General features: G+C 41.0%; 22 protein-coding genes, 5 tRNA genes and 2 rRNA genes. 3 read left to right on the top strand and 26 right to left on the bottom strand.

Features of this window, described 5'->3' with window-relative positions:
* From ACFSX4_RS09620 to ACFSX4_RS09590, 7 genes are all read right to left on the bottom strand, one after another.
* Positions 1–670, bottom strand: a 23S ribosomal RNA gene (locus ACFSX4_RS09620); the annotation flags it as partial.
* Between the two features lie 147 nt (positions 671–817).
* Positions 818–893: transfer RNA gene (locus ACFSX4_RS09615), tRNA-Ala, on the bottom strand.
* A gap of 16 nt (positions 894–909) precedes the next feature.
* A tRNA-Ile gene (locus ACFSX4_RS09610) sits at positions 910–986 on the bottom strand.
* Positions 987–1,086: 100 nt separating this feature from the next.
* Positions 1,087–2,646 (bottom strand): 16S ribosomal RNA (locus ACFSX4_RS09605).
* A gap of 139 nt (positions 2,647–2,785) precedes the next feature.
* Positions 2,786–2,859, bottom strand: a tRNA-Gly gene (locus tag ACFSX4_RS09600).
* Between the two features lie 26 nt (positions 2,860–2,885).
* A tRNA-Leu gene (locus tag ACFSX4_RS09595) sits at positions 2,886–2,970 on the bottom strand.
* Positions 2,971–3,068: 98 nt separating this feature from the next.
* A tRNA-Glu gene (locus ACFSX4_RS09590) sits at positions 3,069–3,140 on the bottom strand.
* 278 nt (positions 3,141–3,418) lie between these two features.
* Between ACFSX4_RS09590 and ACFSX4_RS09585 the strand changes: the two genes are divergently transcribed.
* Positions 3,419–4,927, top strand: coding sequence for a catalase (locus ACFSX4_RS09585; RefSeq protein WP_377774004.1), 1,509 nt, complete (start codon positions 3,419–3,421; stop codon positions 4,925–4,927).
* Positions 4,928–4,964: 37 nt separating this feature from the next.
* Here ACFSX4_RS09585 and ACFSX4_RS09580 read toward each other — a convergent pair whose 3' ends face one another.
* The 15 genes from ACFSX4_RS09580 to ACFSX4_RS09510 all read right to left on the bottom strand — a co-directional run bounded on the left by ACFSX4_RS09580 (position 4,965) and on the right by ACFSX4_RS09510 (position 18,148).
* Entirely contained in the window at positions 4,965–7,109 is a 2,145-nt protein-coding gene (locus tag ACFSX4_RS09580; RefSeq protein ID WP_377774002.1) for a Tex family protein, read from the bottom strand.
* Between the two features lie 67 nt (positions 7,110–7,176).
* Positions 7,177–7,953 (bottom strand): RNA polymerase sigma factor SigB, encoded by a 777-nt coding sequence (sigB, locus tag ACFSX4_RS09575; RefSeq protein WP_377774000.1) that lies wholly within the window; start codon positions 7,951–7,953, stop codon positions 7,177–7,179.
* Positions 7,928–8,404, bottom strand: coding sequence for an anti-sigma B factor RsbW (rsbW, locus tag ACFSX4_RS09570; protein WP_377773998.1), 477 nt, complete (start codon positions 8,402–8,404; stop codon positions 7,928–7,930). The genes sigB and rsbW overlap by 26 nt, the downstream gene beginning before the upstream one ends.
* Positions 8,405–8,731, bottom strand: a complete 327-nt coding sequence (locus tag ACFSX4_RS09565; protein ID WP_377773996.1) for an anti-sigma factor antagonist — start codon at positions 8,729–8,731, stop codon at positions 8,405–8,407.
* Positions 8,732–8,798: 67 nt separating this feature from the next.
* A complete protein-coding gene (locus ACFSX4_RS09560) occupies positions 8,799–9,815 on the bottom strand; it encodes a SpoIIE family protein phosphatase (RefSeq protein ID WP_377773994.1) in 1,017 nt (338 codons plus the stop codon).
* A 49-nt stretch (positions 9,816–9,864) separates the two neighbouring features.
* A complete protein-coding gene (locus ACFSX4_RS09555; protein ID WP_377773992.1) occupies positions 9,865–10,242 on the bottom strand; it encodes a type II toxin-antitoxin system PemK/MazF family toxin in 378 nt (125 codons plus the stop codon).
* Positions 10,243–10,404 (bottom strand): antitoxin MazE, encoded by a 162-nt coding sequence (locus tag ACFSX4_RS09550; protein ID WP_377773990.1) that lies wholly within the window; start codon positions 10,402–10,404, stop codon positions 10,243–10,245.
* A gap of 67 nt (positions 10,405–10,471) precedes the next feature.
* On the bottom strand, positions 10,472–11,620 hold the full coding sequence (gene alr, locus ACFSX4_RS09545) for an alanine racemase (protein WP_377773988.1): 1,149 nt from the start codon (positions 11,618–11,620) through the stop codon (positions 10,472–10,474).
* Between the two features lie 14 nt (positions 11,621–11,634).
* Positions 11,635–11,982, bottom strand: coding sequence for a holo-ACP synthase (acpS, locus tag ACFSX4_RS09540; protein WP_377773986.1), 348 nt, complete (start codon positions 11,980–11,982; stop codon positions 11,635–11,637).
* On the bottom strand, positions 11,979–12,452 hold the full coding sequence (locus tag ACFSX4_RS09535; RefSeq protein WP_377773984.1) for a PH domain-containing protein: 474 nt from the start codon (positions 12,450–12,452) through the stop codon (positions 11,979–11,981). The genes acpS and ACFSX4_RS09535 overlap by 4 nt, the downstream gene beginning before the upstream one ends.
* Positions 12,424–13,959, bottom strand: coding sequence for a PH domain-containing protein (locus ACFSX4_RS09530; RefSeq protein ID WP_377773982.1), 1,536 nt, complete (start codon positions 13,957–13,959; stop codon positions 12,424–12,426). Before ACFSX4_RS09530 ends, ACFSX4_RS09535 begins: the two co-directional genes overlap by 29 nt.
* Positions 13,952–14,416 carry a PH domain-containing protein gene (locus tag ACFSX4_RS09525; RefSeq protein WP_377773980.1) on the bottom strand — a complete coding sequence of 155 codons (465 nt, stop codon included), beginning with the start codon at positions 14,414–14,416 and terminating at the stop codon, positions 13,952–13,954. The genes ACFSX4_RS09530 and ACFSX4_RS09525 overlap by 8 nt, the downstream gene beginning before the upstream one ends.
* Before the next feature lie 127 nt (positions 14,417–14,543).
* On the bottom strand, positions 14,544–15,971 hold the full coding sequence (locus tag ACFSX4_RS09520) for a DEAD/DEAH box helicase (protein WP_377774019.1): 1,428 nt from the start codon (positions 15,969–15,971) through the stop codon (positions 14,544–14,546).
* A gap of 130 nt (positions 15,972–16,101) precedes the next feature.
* Positions 16,102–16,779 carry an alpha/beta hydrolase gene (locus tag ACFSX4_RS09515; RefSeq protein WP_377774017.1) on the bottom strand — a complete coding sequence of 226 codons (678 nt, stop codon included), beginning with the start codon at positions 16,777–16,779 and terminating at the stop codon, positions 16,102–16,104.
* Between the two features lie 16 nt (positions 16,780–16,795).
* Positions 16,796–18,148 carry a UDP-N-acetylmuramoyl-tripeptide--D-alanyl-D-alanine ligase gene (locus ACFSX4_RS09510; RefSeq protein WP_377773978.1) on the bottom strand — a complete coding sequence of 451 codons (1,353 nt, stop codon included), beginning with the start codon at positions 18,146–18,148 and terminating at the stop codon, positions 16,796–16,798.
* Between the two features lie 115 nt (positions 18,149–18,263).
* On the opposite strand from ACFSX4_RS09510, the gene ACFSX4_RS09505 reads away from it, so the two are divergent.
* Positions 18,264–19,463, top strand: coding sequence for an FtsW/RodA/SpoVE family cell cycle protein (locus ACFSX4_RS09505; protein ID WP_377773976.1), 1,200 nt, complete (start codon positions 18,264–18,266; stop codon positions 19,461–19,463).
* 33 nt (positions 19,464–19,496) lie between these two features.
* On the opposite strand, the gene ACFSX4_RS09500 is transcribed toward ACFSX4_RS09505, so the two are convergent.
* Positions 19,497–19,646 carry an Lmo0850 family protein gene (locus tag ACFSX4_RS09500; protein ID WP_377773974.1) on the bottom strand — a complete coding sequence of 50 codons (150 nt, stop codon included), beginning with the start codon at positions 19,644–19,646 and terminating at the stop codon, positions 19,497–19,499.
* A gap of 135 nt (positions 19,647–19,781) precedes the next feature.
* Between ACFSX4_RS09500 and cls the strand changes: the two genes are divergently transcribed.
* Positions 19,782–21,263 (top strand): cardiolipin synthase, encoded by a 1,482-nt coding sequence (cls, locus tag ACFSX4_RS09495; protein ID WP_377773972.1) that lies wholly within the window; start codon positions 19,782–19,784, stop codon positions 21,261–21,263.
* 41 nt (positions 21,264–21,304) lie between these two features.
* Here the strand turns inward: cls and yidC are convergent, their stop codons facing one another.
* The 3 genes from yidC to thiM all read right to left on the bottom strand — a co-directional run bounded on the left by yidC (position 21,305) and on the right by thiM (position 23,656).
* A complete protein-coding gene (gene yidC, locus ACFSX4_RS09490) occupies positions 21,305–22,171 on the bottom strand; it encodes a membrane protein insertase YidC (protein WP_377773970.1) in 867 nt (288 codons plus the stop codon).
* Positions 22,172–22,266: 95 nt separating this feature from the next.
* A complete protein-coding gene (thiE, locus tag ACFSX4_RS09485; protein ID WP_377773968.1) occupies positions 22,267–22,881 on the bottom strand; it encodes a thiamine phosphate synthase in 615 nt (204 codons plus the stop codon).
* Entirely contained in the window at positions 22,871–23,656 is a 786-nt protein-coding gene (thiM, locus tag ACFSX4_RS09480; protein ID WP_377773966.1) for a hydroxyethylthiazole kinase, read from the bottom strand. The genes thiE and thiM overlap by 11 nt, the downstream gene beginning before the upstream one ends.
* Positions 23,657–23,658: the final 2 nt, after the last annotated feature.

The following is a 23,658-nucleotide window of genomic DNA, read 5'->3' as shown; positions in this document are numbered from 1 at the left end:
TTCAGACTCGCTTTCGCTGCGGCTCCACATTCGCTGCTTAACCTCGCATGATATCGTAACTCGCCGGTTCATTCTACAAAAGGCACGCCATCACCCATTAACGGGCTCTGACTACTTGTAAGCACACGGTTTCAGGTTCTATTTCACTCCCCTTCCGGGGTGCTTTTCACCTTTCCCTCACGGTACTGGTTCACTATCGGTCACCAAGGAGTATTTAGCCTTAGGAGATGGTCCTCCTAGATTCCGACGGGATTCCTCGTGTCCCGCCGTACTCAGGATCCACCGCAATACTTCCACACTTTACCTACGGGACTTTTACCCTCTTCGGTCCGCCTTCCCAGACGATTCAACTCGCGTGTCCATATCTTATCGGTGTCCTACAACCCCAGCCGTAGCTGGTTTGGGCTCTTCCCGTTTCGCTCGCCGCTACTCAGGGAATCGATTTTTCTTTCTCTTCCTCCGGGTACTAAGATGTTTCAGTTCCCCGGGTCTACCTCCGTGCAAGCTATGGATTCACTTGCCGGTCACACCTCGCGGTGCGGGGTTCCCCCATTCGGATATCTTCGGTTCGTCGCTTACTTACAGCTCCCCGAAGCATTTCGGTGTTTGTTCCGTCCTTCATCGGCTCTTGGTGCCAAGGCATCCACCGTGCGCCCTTCATCACTTAATCAAGTCATGAATTTGTGAGTGTACTTTCGTACATTTGCGTGTATTTTTTGAACTCTTTTGTTCTTCTCGGTTTCTACGCTTTGATTTTCGATTAAAATCATTTTTCATTGCTTCTCTATCCGGTTTTCAATGTACATAACTTTTAAAATGGTGGAGACTAGCGGGATCGAACCGCTGACCTCCTGCGTGCAAAGCAGGCGCTCTCCCAGCTGAGCTAAGCCCCCATATATAACTTAATAATGGTGGGCCTAAGTGGACTCGAACCACCGACCTCACGCTTATCAGGCGTGCGCTCTAACCAGCTGAGCTATAGGCCCATTATTAAATAAATTAAGTATGAAATTTAAAAGAATATCTCCGAAGAAACATTCAAAACTGAATACAATATGTCAACAATCCCATTCCTATATTCCTTAGAAAGGAGGTGATCCAGCCGCACCTTCCGATACGGCTACCTTGTTACGACTTCACCCCAATCATCGGTCCCACCTTCGACGGCTACCTCCTTACGGTTAGTCCACCGGCTTCAGGTGTTACAGACTTTCGTGGTGTGACGGGCGGTGTGTACAAGACCCGGGAACGTATTCACCGTGGCATGCTGATCCACGATTACTAGCGATTCCAGCTTCATGGAGTCGAGTTGCAGACTCCAATCCGAACTGAGAACAGTTTTATGGGATTCGCTTGGCCTTGCGGCGTTGCTGCCCTTTGTTCCTGCCCATTGTAGCACGTGTGTAGCCCAAATCATAAGGGGCATGATGATTTGACGTCATCCCCACCTTCCTCCGGTTTGTCACCGGCAGTCACTCTAGAGTGCCCAACTCAATGCTGGCAACTAAAGTTAAGGGTTGCGCTCGTTGCGGGACTTAACCCAACATCTCACGACACGAGCTGACGACAACCATGCACCACCTGTCTCTCTGCCCCGAAGGGAAATCCTGTCTCCAGGACGGTCAGAGGATGTCAAGATTTGGTAAGGTTCTTCGCGTTGCTTCGAATTAAACCACATGCTCCACCGCTTGTGCGGGTCCCCGTCAATTCCTTTGAGTTTCAACCTTGCGGTCGTACTCCCCAGGCGGAGTGCTTAATGCGTTAGCTGCAGCACTAAGGGGCGGAAACCCCCTAACACTTAGCACTCATCGTTTACGGCGTGGACTACCAGGGTATCTAATCCTGTTTGATCCCCACGCTTTCGCACATCAGCGTCAGTTACAGACCAGAGAGCCGCCTTCGCCACTGGTGTTCCTCCATATCTCTGCGCATTTCACCGCTACACATGGAATTCCACTCTCCTCTTCTGCACTCAAGTTCATCAGTTTCCAATGACCCTCCCCGGTTGAGCCGGGGGCTTTCACATCAGACTTAATGAACCGCCTACGCGCGCTTTACGCCCAATAATTCCGGATAACGCTTGCCACCTACGTATTACCGCGGCTGCTGGCACGTAGTTAGCCGTGGCTTTCTGGTTAAGTACCGTCACACGGGCATCAGTTAAATACCCGTCATTCTTCCTTAACAACAGAGTTTTACGAGCCGAAACCCTTCTTCACTCACGCGGCGTTGCTCCGTCAGACTTTCGTCCATTGCGGAAGATTCCCTACTGCTGCCTCCCGTAGGAGTCTGGGCCGTGTCTCAGTCCCAGTGTGGCCGATCACCCTCTCAGGTCGGCTACGCATCGTCGCCTTGGTGAGCCACTACCTCACCAACCAGCTAATGCGCCGCAGGTCCATCCATCAGTGACAGCCGAAACCGCCTTTCAACTTTAAAACTTTTGTTTAAAAGGGTTATCCGGTATTAGCCACCGTTTCCGGTGGTTATCCCAGTCTGATGGGTAGGTTACCTACGTGTTACTCACCCGTCCGCCGCTCATTCCACATTCGTCCGTCCGAAGACTTCTAAATGCTTCCTGCGCTCGACTTGCATGTATTAGGCACGCCGCCAGCGTTCATCCTGAGCCAGGATCAAACTCTCCATAATTGAAGAACTTGTCTTAAGCTCCATTGCGTTTTTTATGTTGGCCGCCTCAACTGTGTTGACTTCCGTAGAAGTCCGTTTTATTGGAATTAACGTTGACATATTGTCATTCAGTTTTCAATGTGCTTCGTTTTTTTAAAAATGGAGCGGGTGATCGGAATCGAACCGACGACATCAGCTTGGAAGGCTGAGGTTATACCATTTAACTACACCCGCTTTATATAATTATGTTTCGGAAATGATGCGGCTGAGAGGACTTGAACCTCCACGGGATTAACTCCCACTAGGCCCTCAACCTAGCGCGTCTGCCGATTCCGCCACAACCGCTTATCACAAGTTAATTGTTTGTTCTTATTTTAGCGACAAGTTATATTCTATAACATGTTGTTTTCAATGTCAACAACTTTTATTAACTTTTTTAAAAGTGACCCGTACGGGATTCGAACCCGTGTTACCGCCGTGAAAGGGCGGTGTCTTAACCACTTGACCAACGGGCCATATCAGTAAAGCAACGATATTTATATTAAACTCTATTAGGAAAGAAGTCAATAACTTTTCCGTATTTTTTTGATCAAGTTTTATAAAATCATTTTGGACACCAGTTTCTACTATATAAATGTAAAACTCAATTAAAGTAACTTTACCTTTTTAATTATTAATTGATTATTATGTTTTTGGCATTTATATACTTTTTATCTTGAATTATTATCTCTATATGATATTATTTATTTAGAATCATTATAAATAAATAAAACAATTTGGAGGGAAAAGTTTCATGACTAATGACAAAAAAGATAATCGTTTGACTACCCTTTTCGGTAACCCTGTGGGGGATCGTGAAAACACAGCAACTGCGGGACCACGCGGTCCACTCGTAATGCAGGACCCTTACTTTCTTGATATGATGGCTCATTTTGACCGTGAGGTCATTCCTGAGCGCCGTATGCACGCAAAAGGTTCAGGTGCTTTCGGTACATTTACTGTTACAAATGATATCACTAAATATACTAAAGCAAAAATTTTCAGCGAGGTTGGTAAAGAGACTGAAATGTTTGCCCGTTTCTCAACTGTAGCTGGTGAACGCGGTGCTGCTGATGCTGATCGTGATATCCGCGGGTTCGCTCTTAAATTTTACACAGAAGAAGGTAACTGGGATTTAGTTGGTAACAATACACCCGTATTCTTCTTCAGGGATCCTAAATTATTCCCTAGTTTAAATCACGTTGTAAAACGCGATCCAAAAACCAACATGAAAAACCCTGAAAGCAACTGGGATTTCTGGACGAACCTTCCGGAAGCACTGCACCAGGTTACAATCATTATGACTGACCGCGGTATTCCTAAAGGTTTCAGAAATATGCACGGTTTTGGTTCACACACATACAGCTTCATCAATGAAGACAATGAACGTGTCTGGGTCAAAATGCATTTCCGTACTCAACAGGGTATCGAAAACTTCACTGCTGAGGAAGCTGAAGAAGTGATTGGTAAAGACCGTGAATCTTCTCAGGCAGACCTTTTCAATGCAATTGAAGAAGGTAACTTCCCTAAATGGAAAATGTACATTCAGGTAATGACTGAAGAGCAGGCAAAAAATCATCCTTATAATCCATTCGACTTAACTAAAGTATGGTATAAAGGCGACTTCCCATTAATAGAAGTTGGTGAATTCGAGTTAAACCGAAACCCTGAAAATTACTTTGCAGATGTTGAACAGGCTGCTTTCGCTCCAACTAACATTGTTCCGGGAATTGGATTCTCTCCGGATAAAATGCTGCAGGGACGTATTTTCAGTTATGGTGATACTCAAAGATACCGCCTTGGTGTAAACCATCATCAGATTCCTGTAAACTCACCTAAAGGTGCTGAGAATGTATGCCCGTTCAGCCGTGACGGACAAATGAGAGTCGACGGCAACTTAGGATCACATATTAACTATTATCCAAATAGTTACGGTGCTCATAATTCACAGCCGGAAGCTAAACAACCGTCTCTTGATCTGGAACTCTCTTCTGTTTATGAATATGATTTCCGTGAAGATGACAGCAATTACTATGAACAGCCAGGGAAGTTATTCCGCCTTCAGTCTGAAGAGTCTAAAAAACAACTCTTCAAAAATACCGCACTTGAAATGGACGGCACGACAGACAGAACTAAGAAGCGTCATATCTTTAACTGTTATCATGCTGACCCAGACTACGGAAAAGGTGTTGCAGACGCTCTAGGTATTGATATTAACGATGTCGACTTAGAAAACGGCGACTTCTTCTACGAAAATAATTAAATAATAAAAAACGGAGGCTGTAAACAGCCTCCGTTTTTTATACATCTTTCATCGATAATGAAATTCTTCCTTTATTTACATCCACATCTATCACTTTCACGTCAACTATATCTCCTGTAGCCACAACTTCCAAAGGATGTTTAATAAACTTCTTAGTTAGTTTTGATATGTGTACCAGACCATCCTGTTTCACACCTATATCAACAAAAGCACCAAAATCTATTACATTTCGGACAGTTCCGGATAAAATCATTCCCGGCTTTAAATCCTCCATACTTAAAACATCTGATTTTAACACCGGTGTTTCAAAATCATCACGAATATCTCTTGTCGGGGTTTTTAAACTTTCCACAATATCAATCAGTGTCGGCTCACCGATTTCTAATTCTGAAGCAACATGAGAAATGTCGAGGCTATCCAGTTTATCCGCCATTTCTTTTGATCCAATATCATCTTTAGTTAAATCCATAAGCCCGACTAACTGATACGTATTTTTATATTGTTCGGGATGTATCGGGGTTTTATCAAGCGGTTCTGTACTACCTGGAATCCTCAGAAATCCAATACATTGTTCATAAGTTTTGTCACCGAGTCTCGGAACTTTTTTTATGTCATTTCTAGTTTTAAAACCGCCGTTTTCTTCACGGTATTTTACAATATTTTTACTGATGGATGGTGACAGTCCCGCGACATGCTCAAGCAGAATATGAGATGCTGTATTAACATTCACACCCACCTGATTGACACTCGTTTCAATCACAAAATCCAGTGACTCATTGAGGAATTTCTGATTCACATCATGTTGATACTGCCCGACACCGATAGATTTGGGATCAATTTTAACAAGTTCACTTAACGGGTCCTGCACACGCCTTGCAATAGACACTGCACTACGTTCTTCGACATTGAAATCAGGAAATTCATCACGTGCAATTTTTGAAGCTGAGTATACGCTTGCCCCCGCTTCATTAACAATAATAAACTGAATACCGCTGTCATTAATTTCTTTCAAAACCTCACTGATGAATATTTCAGTTTCTCTTGATGCTGTACCGTTACCAATCGCAATTAAAGTCACACCGTATGTTTTAATGCTGTCAGTAATCTGTTTTACAGCCGCTTCCCTCTTAGGTTTCGGCGGATGCGGGTACACAACACCCTTATCCATAAATTTACCGGCGCGGTCAATTACAGCGAGTTTACACCCGGTTCTAAATGCCGGATCGACACCGAGTATAACCTTTCCTTTTAAAGGTGGCTGCAGCAGCAGACGTTTTAGATTTTCTTCAAAAATATGAACTGCATGAACTTCACTTTTCTCTGTCAGACTGCCCCTGACTTCTCTTTCAATCGATGGAATAATTAAGCGCTTCAAGCTCTCTTTTACTGCCGTTTGGAGCAATTCTTTTGTCTGTGACTCTTTCTTTAGTATTTGGTTTAATATATAACGCTCAAATCGTTCTGTCTCATGACTAAACTTAACAGATAAAATCCCCAGCTTTTCTCCTCTGTTAATCGCAAGCACCCTGTGGGGCACAATAGATTTGATGAGTTCACTGTAGTTGTAGTACATCTCGAATACTCCGGCATCATCTTCCGCCTTTTTCTTTTTGGATGTCTCTATTTGGGAAGTGTCCTGAATCACTTTAAGTATGTAGCTTCTATATTTCGGAGAATCAGATATTTCCTCAGCAATAATATCAAGCGCCCCATTAACTGCTGTCTCAACAGAATCCACTTCATCCGACAAGTAGTTCCCAGCTGCGTTCAGAACCGAGTGATCTTCCTGAGATGATATTAAATCCGCAAGCGGCTCAAGCCCCTTCCTTTTAGCCTCTGTTGCCCGTGTCTTTTTCTTTTGTTTGAACGGCCGGTATAAATCCTCCACCCTGTTCAGTACGGTCTGCTTCAAAATATCTTTCCTGAGCTCTCCGGTCAGCATGCCCTGCTCGTCAATCAGTCGGATGACTTCTTCTTTTCTCTTCAAAAGAGTTTCCATATACTGATATTTATCAGCAATTTTCTTTATATCTTCCTCATTCATTTCACCCGTTTGTTCTTTTCTATAACGCGCAATAAACGGCACTGTATTTTTTTCTTCCAGTAAGTTAAGTACATTCTTTATAAATTTTGTTTTAAATCCTGTTTCACTTTCTATTTCTTTAACTAGATTTTCATTCATTTTACTTTCTCCTCTGAAGCACACTCTTTAATAAATATAAAAGCCCTAACCAATCAGGTCAGGGTCTTTATTCATATTGTAATACTGCTTCTCTTAATTTTTTGATCGCAGTCCTCTGAAGTCTGGAAACATGCATCTGGCTGAGACCGATGCGCTCACCTGTTTCCTTCTGACTCAAACCTTCCATAAATGTAAATTGGATGATTTCCCGCTCTCTGTCAGATAGTATCGGGAGTATCTTTTCAAGCATCAAACGCTTCTCAGCTAATTCATAATTGTCGTCACTGTCCCCCATCACATCGAGAAGCGTCACAGTAGACCCGTCTTTATCCGCTTCAATAGAATGGTCAACGCTGAGTGCATTATAGCTCTGGCTCATTTCCATCACTTCAAGCACTTCTTCTTCGGACACCTCTAAACGCCCGGCAATCTCATTGATTGTCGGGGAACGTTCAAGCTGATTCGTTAACTCATCCGTTACCTGTTTTATTTTCGGTCCGATTTCCTTAATTCTCCGAGGAACGTGAACACTCCATGTCTTATCCCTTAAATATCGTTTTATCTCACCAACAACAGTAGGGACTAAAAATGCTTCGAATCTTCTTTTATATGAAGTATCAAAACGCTTAATCGCTCCTAATAATCCGAGCATCCCCACCTGCACTAAATCTTCATGATGGCTCTGCCCTTTAGAATAACGGTATGCCAGGGACTCAATCAGCTTTGTGTAACGTTCAATTAACTCTTCCTGTGCTGATGTATCCTGATCATTCTGAAACCTGGCAATCAATGTATTAATCTCTTCAGGCTGATTTTCTTTAACCGTTGACGAGTGTTTCTCCATTCGAATGCACCTGGCTTTCATCAATATACTTAGTCATACTAATTGTAACACCCGGACTTTTTTTAACAAAGACCTCATCCATTAATGTTTCAATCAGGAACAGACCAAGACCGCCTTCACGCAGATAATTCACATTATCATCTTCTTTGTATGGACCCAGTTCATTTTTCACCTGCTCATAATCAAAACTTTGTCCATGATCTGCTACAATCATTTCAACTTTATCATCATATATCGCAAAGCCGACAAGAATCTCACCTGTTTCATCCAATCCATAGGCATGAGTAACAGCATTAGTAACTGCTTCTGAAATTGCGATTTTAGAGTCTTCAATTTGGTCGTATGATGCACCGGCTCTTGAGAGAACTCCTGAAACTGTCAAACGGATTAATCCAACATATTCTGCACTCGCCGGAAACTTCATCTCTATATAATCATATTTTTGTGACATTTACTCAACCTCCGAGGTCTCATTAATATACATTAAATCACGCAGACCTGTAATTTCAAACAATCTCAAAATACGCTTGGATGCGCCGCTGACCCGGAGTGACTTGCCATGCTGATTCAAATCCTTAAGCGTCCCTACAAAAATTCCAAGGCCTGTAGAATCCATATATCCCACTTCAGTTAAATCTATATTCACATCGTGTGTCCCGGCGTGTCTGATCGGTTCAAGCACCTGCTGTAATTCAGGCGCTGTATATACATCCAGCTCCCCGCTTAACACAACAACGTATTCAGTCTCTTTTTCTGTAGTACTTATATTCATATTCATTATTGCCGACACTCCCCAAATATTTTCCTTTAGTTATTTACCCTAATTATAATAGCAGTTAAACATATTATTTTGATTTATTTTTCAGAATAAACAAAGTTAAATCATCTTTTTTGTTTGGATTCTGCATTCTGATTAAACTTTCATATATATACTGTACGATATCCTGCGGATGATGGTCTCGTGTATCCCGAATCATATCTTTTATTTCTTGGATGTCGATAAATGAACTGTCATGTTTTCTAAGTTCAGTCACACCATCTGTAAAGACCACGAGCATGTCATTCTCTGCCAGATCAATTTTCTGTTCTTCATATTCCGCTTCTTTTGTCACGCCGAGTACAATCCCTTTTGCATCGATTTCTTCAAACGTGTCAATTTCATAGCGGTACACAAGCCCGGGTTCATGTCCTGCGGAAGAAAAATACAGGCGGTCCATCTTATAATTGTACAGACCGTAGAACATTGTAATAAACATATTCTGATTGACGTTTTTCTCCACCACTCTGTTCAGTTTCCTGAGTCCGGCGTAAGGTGCATCAATCATTCCCTCGGAATCCATTGAAAATTTAATCATGGACATTGCGATAGCAGCAGGAATCCCTTTTCCAATGACATCTGCAACTGCAAAACTTACAGTGTTATTCCCGTGATTGATAATATTAAAATAGTCTCCGCTCACTTTAGCTGCCGGTACACTGATTGCACCAATTTCGAGTGTTTCAAAACTCGGGATTGTTGTTTTAAGCATCGTCTCCTGAAGACTCGCAGCAAGATCCAATTCCTTATCATGAATTTCCATCTTGGCAAGCATCGCACGGTAATCTCTGTACGTAAAACCAAATGCAACAATGACCTCCTGCAGTATATCCAGCGACTTTCTAATCATTGCTCCGTCTGTCACCTTCATGTCATCCAGTAAATCCATATGTAAAGTAACCATTTCTTCCGGAGACATATCCAGGTCTACTACTTTTTCACTGAGTGAATGACATGCTTCAACTGCACTATCTTCTTCTCCGTGTTCGACGTATTTAATTATAATGTCACGATATTCCTGAACAATATTATCGACATAAGTCATGTATCCACCTCCTCTTTAGTCTAAGAAAAATGACTTTTGCGTGCAAAAGTCATTGATTTCTTTTCTTATTTTTCTTTTTAGGCTTAGGTTGTTCTATACCCAGGCTGAGCTTTAACGCTCTGTCGACTTCCTTCATTTTTGAATCATTTAAGTAAGTCAATTTTTCCATCAGTCTTTTCTTATCAACAGTTCTGATCTGCTCCAGTAAAATGACTGAGTCTTTATCCAGATTATATGTATCCTTTGAAATCTCCACATGTGTCGGAATCTTCGCCTTATTAATTCTGCCTGTAATTGCAGCAACTATCACTGTTGGACTGTGATAGTTGCCGACATTATTCTGTATAATTACTACAGGCCGCTTACCGCCTTGCTCTGAGCCCACCACCGGTGATAGATCCGCAAGATATACTTCTCCTCTTTTCATCTATTCACCATCTTTACAGTTTAAAAGATCCTCTTCTTTACAAGATTCTGCTTCACATTCAATATTATAGTACTCTTTTGCAAGAGACAGGTTAATATCACCCATCTCAATGTAACCCTTCTTAAGTTCCTGTTCAAGTTTCAGATATGTTAATTCATTCATAATAAACAACACTCCAGGCAGATAGCAACTCACAGTAATAATATCATGCCACTAAATACATTACTAGTTATTTGAGTATTTCATTGTGAATGAAAGTCGTTCCTTCACCTGTATAATTTCTCGGAATTCTGCGTGACAATGCACATATTGATTCATAGGAAATCGTCTTTATATAACTGCTATAGGCTTCCAGTGACTGTTCGGATTCCACATCATTTTCAATAATGACCACTTCATCACCTATTGATGCCGTTTCCGGAACCTTTATCATTATAGAATCCATACATACTGTACCGACTACCGGGCAGGACTCTCCTCGAAGTGCTACTTTGTATCCAGTATGGTGTCTCGTAAAACCATCTGCGTATCCCAGCGGCAGTGTGGCAATTTTCTCGTTCACTGAAGCAGTATAACGGCCGCCGTAGCTGACTTTATCACCCGGTGACAGTTCATGAAGATCCGCAATTTTCGTCACCAGCCGTACCGCCGGTTTTAACCGTACATTAGAGATTTCTTTTATATGTTCACTCGGGTAATATCCATACAATGAAATCCCCACCCGGATAGTATCACAGAAATCCAGTTGATACTTTAGCGACCCGGCAGAGTTCTGTATGTGAGTGTACTCCGCTTTCTCGACACTGCCCACAATTTTTCTGAACTGTTCAATATGTGCTTCAGTGATATCCGACTCTTCATCCGCTGATGATAAATGACTGTATATGCCTTCATAAATAAAACTTTCAGAAGTATTCACGCGCCGGATCATCTCATGAATTTCTTCAATGTCGCTTGTACCGTAACGGTTCATACTTGTGTTCACTTTAATATGAATCCATACTTCTTTATCATATTTATCCGTCACATTATTTTCTGCTGCTTTCAGCCATGTCAAGTTTGGCGCAGTCACTGCGATTCTGTGCTGAATCGCTTTATTAATATCCTCAGGGTTAATCACGCCGAGTACAAGAATTTTTTGTTTAATACCGTGCATTCTAAGTTCAATCGCTTCATCCAGAGTTGCCACCGCAAAAAAGCCGACACCTCTTTCAGCCAGATATTCACAAACTGCAAGACTGCCGAGGCCGTAACTGTTTGCTTTAACGACTGCGATAAATGTACTGTCGTGATGAATCCCCTGTATCGCTTTAAAATTATGATGAACCGCTTCTAAATCTACATTTAGAAGTGTATTTCTGTAATACCTGTCGCTCACACTATCATTCCCTTTCAATTAACTTCCAGTATCACCATTGCAACAGCATAATCTTTTGAGTGGGAAATAGATATATGTGCATTGGAATCATTCTTCAAAACCGGCTTTCCGCTTGAATCATTCACGCAGCATATTTCCTTAAATGAGATATTTCCCCCTATTCCGCTTCCGAGCGCTTTACTGTATGCTTCCTTCACAGCAAAGCGGCCGGCCAGAAACTCAATCTTTCTCGCTTCAGCGGTCAGTGATTCGTATTTTAAATACTCTTCCGGTGATAACACTCTTCCGGCGAGCCTGTCTTTTTTATTCACTTTGGCAATTCTCGAAAGTTCTATAATGTCTGTGCCGATTCCCTTAATCATATCTTTTTCCCCGTCGATTCATTAATTAGTGTTCTGATCAGACTTCTCAGCTCTTCTGCTTCCGCGTCATAAAGTTCAGGAATGTATACACGCTCTGCAGATGTTTTCAAACTGATTCCCGTCAAATTCATACTTCTCATTATAGGTCCGACGGTTGTATCTATATTCTGAACTCTAAACAGCGGTACTGCAACACGTGATTTAAAAAAGATTCCCTGGTGTACACGAATCTCTTCATCAATCACACCGTACCTGAAATATCTGTACTTTAACTTCGGCAGAATCCAGACATGTACAATAATTGTATAAATAAAAATACCAAAGACAATGAGCGACACCCACCAGGGCAGGAAGTCCCAGAAATACAGGGAAACAACAAGCAGTATTATACCAATCAGCAGTATTATACCTGCGGATATCAATGATTTTATCCGCCACAGCTTAATTGCTTTCGGTGATATTTTCTTCATTTTGCATTCCCCTTTCCGCCCAGTGCCATACTTTGTCTATATCTTTCCGGTCAATGTAGTGAATGGTTGCACTTGAACCGGCCGCACCGGCTGCAGTGGTCACTGAAATATTAGCAAGCTTCGCACGAATCAATAAAGGGTTCTCATTAATTTTTGCACCAATCACCTTGTCATGCTTAATGACAAAATGCGACCGCGTAAAGAACGCTGTCGATAATACATTAATTTCTTCACCGTTTATTTTGTAGCCGTTGTTACGTGCCGAATAGATTCCGGACAGTACAGTGACTAAAATCAGCACGAGCCCGACAATCCATGCATAACTCCACCAGAAATACTGCACAACAGCTGTGACAATGATAAAGACTGACGTCATGATTTGGAAATATCTTCGGTAACCGCGTCTCGGTACAATTTTATCCGGCTGCCCCACATGATAATTCGGGAAAATTTCCTGAATGATATTATAGATTTCATTTTTCTTAATAAACGGCAGAAGCACTACACTGCCGTTCGCATTATCTTTTGAAAAATCTTCACTGGTAATTGTTACTGATAAAGAGTAGTAACCGATCAGCCGTCTTAGCAGTGAATCTTTAATTACAATATTCTGTACGCGGTTGATATTGACACTCTTATGTTTTTTCTCAAGAAGACCATACTCAACAGCAAGGTCATCATGATGGTTTTTCAAAGTATAGTTATAGTACTTAATGAGTAAAATCAATATACCGATAACATAACCGACTGCGACAAAGAAGAGAATCGCAATTGTCAGGCCGATCGCGAGGCTTTGAAAGACATCCTCAAAGTACTCCAGATACACCTCGATCAGGAACGTCGCTCCGATCAGGTTCAGAAATGCAAATACAATTGCGATAAAACTGCCGAGCGCGCCACTCGTCATCGCCATCAGCAGAAGCTCTTTCCCTGACATTTTATAAAGTATATTAAACTCTTTTTTCGATGTCTCCGCTTCTTCCTCTTTCGGCCATGGTGAACTGTCTCCAATTTCTACATTTGTTTCAACTGAATCTGAACCTTCATTGATTCTGTCCTTTTCTTTATACAGTATACTCTGCAGTTCCTCAGCCTGGGCCTTTTTGATTGTGTCAATTGTGATTCCTTCACCCGGTGTTTTAATCTCAAGCTTCACTGCGCCGAAAAGTCTGTGTAATACAGGCTCATTAAAATCAATGGACTGTATTCTGCCGACATCAAGTTCTTTTTCACGCCTGGTCAATACACCATCTTTTAATATAAACTTTTTGTCTTCTATCCAAAAACGTGTCCGGTACTTATTAATAAAATCCCCCGCACCGAAAATAATAAGGAGGAGCAGGAATATTCCGCCGACAATCAGAAACCATCTCAGAGAAATATTCCCTGAAAATATTGTTTCCCTCTGATTGAAAAGTATCAGTATAATCGGCAGCCACAGGTTTTTTATCCCGCTTGCCACACTTCCTAAATATGCGACCGGGTGCAGTTTCTGCGGACTATACATCAGTGATTTCCTCCTTTACCAAATTCATTATTTTCTGTTTCATCTCCATACCCTCTTTTAAAGAAAGCGGAGGAAGTTCCATCATACTGCTCGCTGTGTTCACTCTGACATATGCCAGATTGTAACGGCGTGACAGCGGGCCTGTCCGGAGCGAGACCCCTTGGATTCTTTTAATTGGAATTAATGTCGTGCTGATAAAAATAAAGCCTTTCCTGACAATAATATGGTTATCAAATACCCCGTAACGTGTCACTTTGTAATATATTTTTGGAGACACGAATACATCAATAATCACTATCACTGCTAAAACAGCCGCTGCAATCCATAAAATAAAGTACGGCCAGGAAAAGTACAGCACTGCGGCAGTTAACAAAGCAGCACCTGCCAGCCAAAAAACTGCTGCCAGCACTGCTGTCATTCTTAAATAAGAGACTGCCTGCAAATCTATCTTTTTCATAATTGCCTCCCGCTATGTATTGATATATTTATTATACCGATTTAAAAGTAGATAATAAAACAATGTGAAGTATAAGTTTATAATTAAAAAATGACAGAAGTCTTTTGACTTCTGTCGTTTTCAATACTTATTTCATATGATCTTTAAATGTTCTGCCGGACTTGCTTCTTCTGCCCTGATTACGGCGGTTTGAATCATTTCTTTTCTGCGGACGGCCGTGGTTGTTATTACGGAATTTTTTATTGCCTCCGCCTCCACCGCCGTGGCCTTTATGGCGTCTTGAACCTTTTTTAGTTAACGGTTTTTCAAATGACAGTTGAATATTATCATCTGATTTTGCAAATAAGAACTCATTCAGCATTGCAGCAACAACATCTTCAGCGCCATGCTCCTGAATTAATTTTTCAGCAACTGACTGCGTCACCTGGTTGTCGTTTTCTTCTTTCCAAGTTGTAATCTTATTGAAGATTTCATCCTGACGCGCATTCTCTACTTCTTTTTTATGAGGAGGACGAAGTGCACGGATGGTTTTTTTCTTCTCAGTTTCAATCATGCGAAGGTAATCCATTTCAACAGGATTAACAAATGTTAATGCCATACCTTCATGTCCTGCGCGTCCTGTACGGCCGATTCTGTGTGTATAGCTCTCTGCATCCTGCGGGATATCAAAGTTATATACATGTGATACACCTGAAATGTCCAGACCGCGTGCTGCAACATCAGTTGCCACAAGGATATCAAGAGAATTATTTCTGAATTTCTTCAGAACTTCAAGACGTTTAGACTGCGTAATATCACCATGCAGCCCTTCTGCACGATAGCCTTTTGCGATAAGTGCACTTGTCAATTCGTCTACACGGCGTTTTGTACGGCCGAATACGATCGCAAGTTCCGGATGATGTACATCCAAAAAGTCTGTGAACACCTCAAGTTTTTCGAGTTCTTTAACAATTGTATAGTACTCATCAATCTGAGGGTCATTCGCTCCCTGATTCATTGTTTTGATGATTTTCGGATTATTCATGAACCTTGTCACAAGTTCCTGAATCGCTCTCGGCATTGTCGCAGAGAAAAGTAATGTCTGACGGTCTTCTGCCGGCAGTTCACTCATAATAAACTTCACATCATCAATGAAGCCCATATTCATCATTTCATCCGCTTCATCCAGCACTAATGTGTTAATGCTGTCCAATTTAAGCGTGCGGCGTCTAATATGATCAATCACACGTCCAGGTGTTCCGACAATAATTTCCGGACGGCGTTTTAAATCTTTAATCTGACGGTCGATGCTCATGCCGCCGAAGATTACTGTAACTCGTAACTGTTTGTGCTTGGCAAACTTCTTCAACTGATCACTTACCTGTACGGCAAGTTCTCTTGTCGGTGTTAATATTAATGTCTGAGACCCTTCACCTTTAGCAGTGTTCTCAATAATTGGTATTCCAAAAGCACCTGTTTTACCTGTTCCAGTCTGTGCCTGTCCGAGTATATCAACTCTCTCAAGGGCTGTCGGAATACTTTCCTGCTGGATAGGTGTCGGTGTTTCGAATCCCATTTCTTCCAGTGATTTTAAAGTCTCTTCACTGACTCCTAATTCTTTAAAAAACTTCAAATTATAAACTCCTTTTTTCCTAATTCCGTTCTCTATTACGTATAACTCCTCTATATTAACACCATTACCCTTTTCACACAAGCACATTAAACGGTTTGGTAAATAAAAATCTTTCCACCGCGATATTTAATTCGAGCTGTTTATCCTCTGTAAAAGAAAATAAATGCGGTGCATCCTCGATAAGCTCAAGCCGGCAGTCCTTCATTTTCTCCGCCTGCTCAACACTCGAAGTGAACGGAACCAGAAGGTCAATCGTTCCATGCACAATTAACGTTTCACTGCTGATATTTTCAACGCCCGGTGCCTTCTCATCAACAATCATTTTGAATTCTTTAAACGCACGTGCCGGAATATCCTTCAGCCTCTTTTTAATTTTATTGTATATATTCAGTTTCATATGCTCGCTGAAAAACCTCGGGGATAAGTGCAGCTTTGATAACTGGGTCAGTTTCGTATGATCGAACGCCGGCGCAATTAAAACTAATTTTTTTACAGGAAAGTGCTGTGCAATGTGACTCGCAAATACACCGCCCATTGAAAAACCAATGACATACACTTCATCAACCCGTTCCATGAGATGCATATATGCATCATGTGCTTCAAGATACCACTCATTTCCGGTCGTACTGCTTAAATCCAGAACATTACCATGCCCCGGATAAATCGGGAACTCATATTCAAATGTATATCTGGATTTCAAATAATTAAATAACGGCTCGAGTTCAAATCTTCCCCCTGTATAACCGTGCAGAAATAATATCCCTAATTTATGAGAGATGATTAATCACCCTCTCTATCTCCATACCTCTTGAACCTTTCACAAGGAGGACAGTCTCAGGGGATAGATACGGCCTCACTGCATCTGCCGCCGCTTCAATACTTTCCGCATGAATTTTAGGCATATCGGCTTTTTCATTGATGCGCTCTGCCGCTTCACCGTACGTAACAAGATAGTCGATTCCATGTTTTTCATTGAGATATTCACCAATGCCGTCATGTATTTCATTTGAATACTCACCGAGCTCCAGAATATCCGCAAGCACCACAACTTTTTTACTGCGGTTCATATTCTCTACGGTATCAAGCGCACTTTTCATGCTGGACGCACTCGCATTATATGCATCGTTAATAATCAGCGTGCCGCTCTCATGCTCCGTCTGCTCCATTCTCATTTTTGTTACAGACAAATGTTTAAAATAATTTTTCGTCTCATAAATCTCTTTTCCGAGAACTTTCGCCGCCAGTAATGCAAGTGTCGCATTCTGTGCATTATGTGCACCGAGATGAGGAATTTCTATATAGTCTCCAGTGGATAAGGAGAACAATGTCTGGACGCTTGTCTGCTCTACAGATTCAATCACCACATCATTCCCTTTATCCATGCCGCCGGTTAAAATCTGGTACGGGACATCTTTTTCAACGATTGCTTCCAGTCTCGGGTAATCTTTCGAATATATAAATGTTCCGTTCTCTTTTAAGCCGTCTACAATTTCATACTTTGCTTTTGCGATATTCTCACGTGAACCGAGTTTTTCAATATGTGATTCCCCTACATTTGTAATAATGGCAATGTCAGGCTCCGCCATCTCACTTAAGAACTGAATATCACCGAAGCTGTCCATCCCCATTTCGAGAATAGATACTTCAGTATCCGCATCCAGATCGAGAAGCGTCAATGGCAGACCAATCTCGTTATTATAATTCCCCTCTGTTTTTTTCACTTTATAATCCGGTCTTAACAGACACTCGACCATATCTTTAGTCGTTGTTTTACCGTTGGATCCTGTAATCGCAATGACTTTCGGATCCACCTTTTTTAAATATGCCGCAGCAAGTTCCTGCAGTGCCTTTAAGCCGTCATCCACTAAAAGAAGAGGAACGTCTTTTTCATCATTATCAATTTCAGAAAATGAAGCCCCGGCTCCCTTTTCAAAGGCATTATCAATAAATCTATGACCGTCTACATTCTCTCCTTTAAACGGTACAAACAAATTCCCTTTCTCGATAGACCGCGTATCAATCGACACACCCTGAATCGATTCATCCTGAATCTCCTGCGCACTTTTATTCAGCCGTGCACCGGTAATTTCCGCAATTTCTTTTATTGTCATATTTATCATTTTTATTCCACCCGTTTCATGTATATAATGTGGTTAAACTCAATTGTTGTTATTATTTAATATCATCTCTTAAATTCATTATAAAATATAGTATAATGAAAATCACGATTTCAGTATGAATAGGGTGAAATTTTTGGAAGTTAAAGATAATTATAAAAGACGGAGTTCTAATATCTTTGCACGCATAGACTGGATATTAGTGCTTATTCTTATAGTACTTGCAGTAATCAGCGTTGTGATGATTCAGTCGGCAATGACAAGCGGACAGTACAACACTGACTTTGTTCTGAGACAGATTCTTTTCTATGTCCTTGGTTTTATATCATTATTTGTTATTACATTTATTCCAATAAAATTTTTCAAACAGTACATCTGGGTCATATACGGAATCGGCATGCTGAGTCTGATTGTACTCTACATCGCTCCCGTATCACCTGTTACGCCGATTATTAACGGTGCAAAAAGCTGGTACCAGTTCGGCTTTATCAGTATTCAGCCTTCTGAATTTGTTAAAGTCATTTACATACTTGCTTTAGGCTATGTCATCAGCCAGCACAACAAGTATAAAATCAGAAATGATTTAAACAGTGATGTGAAATTATTATTTAAAATGGCACTGGTCAGTATACTCCCTATGATATTCATACTTCTGCAAAATGATTTGGGGACAGTGCTTGTTCTGATTGCTATTCTCCTCGGCATGATTCTTGTGTCAGGAATCAGCTGGTGGCTGATCCTGCCGACACTTTCCGTCGCAGGGACTACGGGCTTAATATTAATACTCGGTATTATATTCCGTCCGGATTTGCTTCAGACATACCTGGGTGTCCGGCCCTACCAGTTTGAGCGTATATACTCCTGGCTGCAGCCGGATGAATATGCATCAGACAGTGGTTTTCAGCTCTCCAACTCATTACGTGCCATCGGTTCCGGCGGGATAGACGGGAAAGGCTTTACTGAAGGTATTATATATATCCCGGAAAATCATACGGATTTCATTTTCACCATTATCGGTGAAGAGTTCGGCTTTTTAGGAAGCACCGTTGTGATTGTTATATTATTTATGCTGATGCTTCATCTGCTGCGGATCGCAGTGACAATTGAAGATACGTTTTCTTCTTATTTCATTATCGGGTACTTATCGATGCTCACCTTTCATATTTTCCAAAATATCGGTATGACGATTCAGCTTCTTCCGATCACCGGTCTTCCACTGCCGTTTTTAAGTTACGGCGGCAGCGGTCTCTGGGCGAATATGATTGCGATGGGTATAGTAATGAGTATTTACTTCCATCAATATAAAAGAAAGACATAAAAATGACGCCGTTATCCGGCGTCATTTTTATGTCTAGATATTACCTTCTTTAAGTCTCAGTTTTTCCTTATGAGAAATCCGCTTCATCATATCAAATCTCGAGCCCGAAACTTTCACTTTAACTCCAAGTTCATTGAGCATCGATACGACTTTCTGTACTTTTGACTTGTCGTTTTTATGCATAATGACACTTCCCTTATAGTGTGTTAATAACATTTTACCACTTACTGACGGTCAATATCTATAACTTTTCATAATAAATGAGTAAAAATTTCAAATTGCTGCGAAATGTATTAGAATATAACAGAGGTGATAAATATGGATTGGCTCATTCTAGATCAATTCGACACAACAAGAACTACAAGTATAATAACAATCATTGTCATCATTATTAATATGCTTCTGGCACTCGGTCTTGTATTTCTGGAACGGCGCAGTGCACAAAGTGTATGGGCCTGGATGCTCGTCTTATTCTTTTTACCTATTTTAGGCTTTATACTTTACATTGCTTTCGGCCGTACGATTTATAAGCAGGATATGTTTAAGCTCGATGAAAAAGATAAAGTCGGGCTCGAACATATTGTTCAGGAACAGCTTGATGATATACGCAGTAAAAACTTCAGCTTTATCAGTAAAATGGCACAGAAACACAGGAAAATTGTCCATATGCTTCTGTATAACAACCAGTCTTTCCTCACGAGTAATAACTCGTTGACAACTTATACTGATGCCAATGATAAATTCGACCAGATGCTTGAAGACATTAATCACGCAGAGGATCATATTCATTTCCAGTATTACATATTCCGTCTGGACGGGATAGGCACAAAACTTTATAATGCAATGCTTGAAAAACAAAAACAGGGTGTTAAAGTACGCATACTGTATGATGATATGGGATCAAGGGCACTCAGTTTGAAACAGTTTAAGGAACTCAGGAATCTCGGCGGACAGGTTGAGGCATTCTTCCCTTCATTTCTGACAGTCATCAACCCGCGTATTAATAACAGAAACCACCGGAAAATTGTCGTTATCGACGGGAAAATCGGCTATGTCGGCGGTGCCAATGTCGGAGATGAGTACATCGGTCTCAGCAAAAAATTCGGTCACTGGCGTGACACACACCTTAGAATTGAAGGGAATGCCGTTAAATCACTGCAGCTCCGTTTTATGCAGGACTGGAACTCCCACGCCAAACGTGACAACCTGGTGTATGAGGACCACTACTTCCCGAATATTATTAACGACGGCTCAACTGCACTTCAAATTGCATCAAGCGGCCCGGATGAAGAATCGCAGCAGATTAAATACGGATATTTAAAAATGATTTACTCTGCTAAAAAAAGAATCTATATCCAGTCACCGTACTTTATACCGGATGACTCGGTGCTTGAAGCATTGAAAGTTGCACTTCTCAGCGGTATCGAGGTCAATATAATGATTCCGGATAAACCAGATCACCCGTTTGTCTACTGGGGAACATATTCCAATGCAGGCACGCTTGTCAAAATGGGGGCAAATGTTCATATTTATGAAAATGGATTCCTTCATCAGAAAGTTGTCATGATTGATGATGAAGTTCTCAGTATCGGTACAACAAATATTGATAACCGAAGCTTCCTGCTGAATTTTGAAATCAATGCCTTTATATACAATCAGGAAGAATCACGCCGTTACAGAAAAATTTATGAAGAAGATGTTAAAAAATCCAGCCTTCTCACTGAAGAAGTATATGAAGGACGCAGTAAGTGGATTAAATTAAAAGAGGGAATTGCAAATCTTATTTCTCCAATACTATAAAAATAAGACCCGGCAACCGGGTCTTATTTTTATATCACATATTATTTTTTACGCTTTTTCTTTTTAGGCATTACTTTTGCATTTTTAAGCTTACGCTCTTTCTCTGCCTTTTCACGCTCGTGCGCTTCAATAATAGGTGCCATTTCTTCATGGACTTTTTTCTTATAGAATTTGTTACCAATGATTGTTTGGAATATCAGGAAAATACCGCCGACAGCCCAGTATAACGGCAAGGCTGCTGGAGAAATGATTGAAATCCAGATAATCATAATTGGAGAGATGTACATAAACAACTGCATCTGTTTACGCTGTTCTTCCGGCACAAACTGCATAGACACGTATGCCTGTACAAAGTATACAATACCAGCAATAGCTACCATCCAGATATCACCTGTCTGTGTCAGGTCCATCCATAGGAAATGAGGATCTTCAGTAATTCCGCCTTCAGAAGGATATCTTAATGCAAAGAACAATGCCATGATGACCGGCATCTGTAAAACGATCGGCAGACAACCCATGTTTAACGGGTTAATACCATGTTTCTTGTATAATCCCATCATTTCCTGCTGTGCAGCCATTTTTTCTTCCTGTGTTGTTGCTACCTTAACTCTTTTCTGAATTTCTTCCATTTCAGGTTTTACAATCTTCATCTTTTCCCGCATCATCATTTGATTCTTGTATGTTCTCATCATAAACGGGAAGATGATTAGACGAACTATCAAAGTAAGTACGACAATTGCAAGACCGTAGTTCCCCAGATTATCACCTAAAAAGTGAAGGAAGTTATCCATCGGCTGGACAAATGTATTGAAGAAAAATCCGTCCCGATTTTCTTCCTGTGAATAGTCACACCCCGCGAGCAGGAGGACTAAACCAACCATTCCAGCCATTAGCCATTTTTTATTCATTTCGTCACCTCAAGTATTTATCTCACATAAATGAAATTGTAACATAAAACATGTTGTAAAAAAATCATTTATAAGTGTTTTTATTGACAAAATGGCTACATAAAACTGCGCACAGCTGTTTTTATGTCATCTGCATGTGAAATCGCTGAAATCACAGAAATTCCGTCAGCTCCATTTTTTAGGCATTCTTTAAAATTTTGGTGTGTAATGCCTCCGATAGCAACTATCGGAAGTTCCCCTACAGCTTCTCTCATTGCTTTGAGTCCTTTTGTACCTATCGCTTTACCCGCATCTTTTTTTGACAGCGTTTCAAACACCGGACCGGTACCGATATAATCCACCCTGCTCAAATCGCTTACGGATAATTCATTTTGGTCTGCTACAGACAATCCGACAATTTTTTCATCAAAAAATGAAGACAGCTCAGATGGTTTCAAGTCATCCTGACCAAGATGAACGCCATCTGCATTTACCGTTTCAGCGAGTTCAGTATCATCATTGATAATCAGTGGCACATTATATTTTTCAGTCAAATTTTTTAAGTTTAAAGCAAAAGCAGTCAATGCTTCACCCGAAAGAATATGATCTCCTTTTTCTCTCAGCTGAAACATTGTCACTCCGCTTTTTAATGCCTCTTCAATACGACCGAGTCCAATCTCTGATGAAGAAATAAAATATATTCTTAACTGTTTTTTTATATTACTCCGCATCACTAAACACCTTCTGTCCATTAAAAATCGTATCATCATTCAAATACAAATGGTCAATCAGCGTTGTTCTGAACGATCCGGGTGCCGGTGCTTTCAGTTCTGCCACAGCAGATTCCGCACATAAATTAAAATAACTCACTGCATTGATGACTGCCTGCTGCAGTGTATCCTCAACTGCAATAAATGCTGAAACTACTGCGCCAAGCAGACATCCTGAACCAGTAATATTTTCAAGCATCTTGTGACCGTTACGCATCGTTACTGTACCTTCACCGGATACAAAAGAATCCGTTTCCCCTGTCACAAGAACCGGAATGTTCAGTTTGTTAAAGCACATCTCTCCTATTTCTGAAGTCTCTGTTTTTTCCGTTGAATCAACGCCGCGGGATGAGCCTGTACCGCCAGCAAGTGCAAAGATTTCACCCGCATTCCCTTTAATGAGCGCGATATCATGTGACTGAATTAATTCATCCACCAGATTCTTTCTAAATTCAGAGGCAGCATAACCAACAGGGTCAATAACTACAGGCACATTATAATTATTGGCTGCTTTAATCATTTCGTGCATCAAATCTTTTTTTTTCATATCTGCAGTCCCTATATTAACAAGCAGTCCGCCTGCAGCTTTCATCAGTGATTCTGCCTCACTTTTTTCACCGCTCATAATCGGCGAGGCACCGAGTGCTATCATACCATTGGCGGTAATATCTTTCACAACATCATTCGTAATACAGACCACTAAAGGCGGTGTGTTTCTTAATTTTTCAACTGACATAT

It is taken from the genome of Corticicoccus populi (genome assembly GCF_042686195.1).
Classification (GTDB): domain Bacteria; phylum Bacillota; class Bacilli; order Staphylococcales; family Salinicoccaceae; genus Corticicoccus; species Corticicoccus populi.
The sequence above is the reverse complement of the archived record's forward strand: the minus strand, read 5'-3'. Positions and strand labels throughout refer to the sequence as shown.

What these genes read in the sequence shown, in the direction of transcription:
- ACFSX4_RS09585 (WP_377774004.1), top strand. Translation starts at nt 3,419, where the DNA reads ATGACTAATGACAAAAAAGATAATCGTTTGACTACCCTTTTCGGTAAC.
- ACFSX4_RS09580 (WP_377774002.1), bottom strand. Translation starts at nt 7,109, where the DNA reads ATGAATGAAAATCTAGTTAAAGAAATAGAAAGTGAAACAGGATTTAAA.
- sigB (WP_377774000.1), bottom strand. Translation starts at nt 7,953, where the DNA reads ATGGAGAAACACTCGTCAACGGTTAAAGAAAATCAGCCTGAAGAGATT.
- rsbW (WP_377773998.1), bottom strand. Translation starts at nt 8,404, where the DNA reads ATGTCACAAAAATATGATTATATAGAGATGAAGTTTCCGGCGAGTGCA.
- ACFSX4_RS09565 (WP_377773996.1), bottom strand. Translation starts at nt 8,731, where the DNA reads ATGAATATGAATATAAGTACTACAGAAAAAGAGACTGAATACGTTGTT.
- ACFSX4_RS09560 (WP_377773994.1), bottom strand. Translation starts at nt 9,815, where the DNA reads ATGACTTATGTCGATAATATTGTTCAGGAATATCGTGACATTATAATT.
- ACFSX4_RS09555 (WP_377773992.1), bottom strand. Translation starts at nt 10,242, where the DNA reads ATGAAAAGAGGAGAAGTATATCTTGCGGATCTATCACCGGTGGTGGGC.
- ACFSX4_RS09550 (WP_377773990.1), bottom strand. Translation starts at nt 10,404, where the DNA reads ATGAATGAATTAACATATCTGAAACTTGAACAGGAACTTAAGAAGGGT.
- acpS (WP_377773986.1), bottom strand. Translation starts at nt 11,982, where the DNA reads ATGATTAAGGGAATCGGCACAGACATTATAGAACTTTCGAGAATTGCC.
- ACFSX4_RS09535 (WP_377773984.1), bottom strand. Translation starts at nt 12,452, where the DNA reads ATGAAGAAAATATCACCGAAAGCAATTAAGCTGTGGCGGATAAAATCA.
- ACFSX4_RS09530 (WP_377773982.1), bottom strand. Translation starts at nt 13,959, where the DNA reads ATGTATAGTCCGCAGAAACTGCACCCGGTCGCATATTTAGGAAGTGTG.
- ACFSX4_RS09525 (WP_377773980.1), bottom strand. Translation starts at nt 14,416, where the DNA reads ATGAAAAAGATAGATTTGCAGGCAGTCTCTTATTTAAGAATGACAGCA.
- ACFSX4_RS09520 (WP_377774019.1), bottom strand. Translation starts at nt 15,971, where the DNA reads ATGGGATTCGAAACACCGACACCTATCCAGCAGGAAAGTATTCCGACA.
- ACFSX4_RS09510 (WP_377773978.1), bottom strand. Translation starts at nt 18,148, where the DNA reads ATGATAAATATGACAATAAAAGAAATTGCGGAAATTACCGGTGCACGG.
- ACFSX4_RS09505 (WP_377773976.1), top strand. Translation starts at nt 18,264, where the DNA reads ATGAATAGGGTGAAATTTTTGGAAGTTAAAGATAATTATAAAAGACGG.
- ACFSX4_RS09500 (WP_377773974.1), bottom strand. Translation starts at nt 19,646, where the DNA reads ATGCATAAAAACGACAAGTCAAAAGTACAGAAAGTCGTATCGATGCTC.
- cls (WP_377773972.1), top strand. Translation starts at nt 19,782, where the DNA reads ATGGATTGGCTCATTCTAGATCAATTCGACACAACAAGAACTACAAGT.
- yidC (WP_377773970.1), bottom strand. Translation starts at nt 22,171, where the DNA reads ATGAATAAAAAATGGCTAATGGCTGGAATGGTTGGTTTAGTCCTCCTG.
- thiE (WP_377773968.1), bottom strand. Translation starts at nt 22,881, where the DNA reads ATGCGGAGTAATATAAAAAAACAGTTAAGAATATATTTTATTTCTTCA.
- thiM (WP_377773966.1), bottom strand. Translation starts at nt 23,656, where the DNA reads ATGTCAGTTGAAAAATTAAGAAACACACCGCCTTTAGTGGTCTGTATT.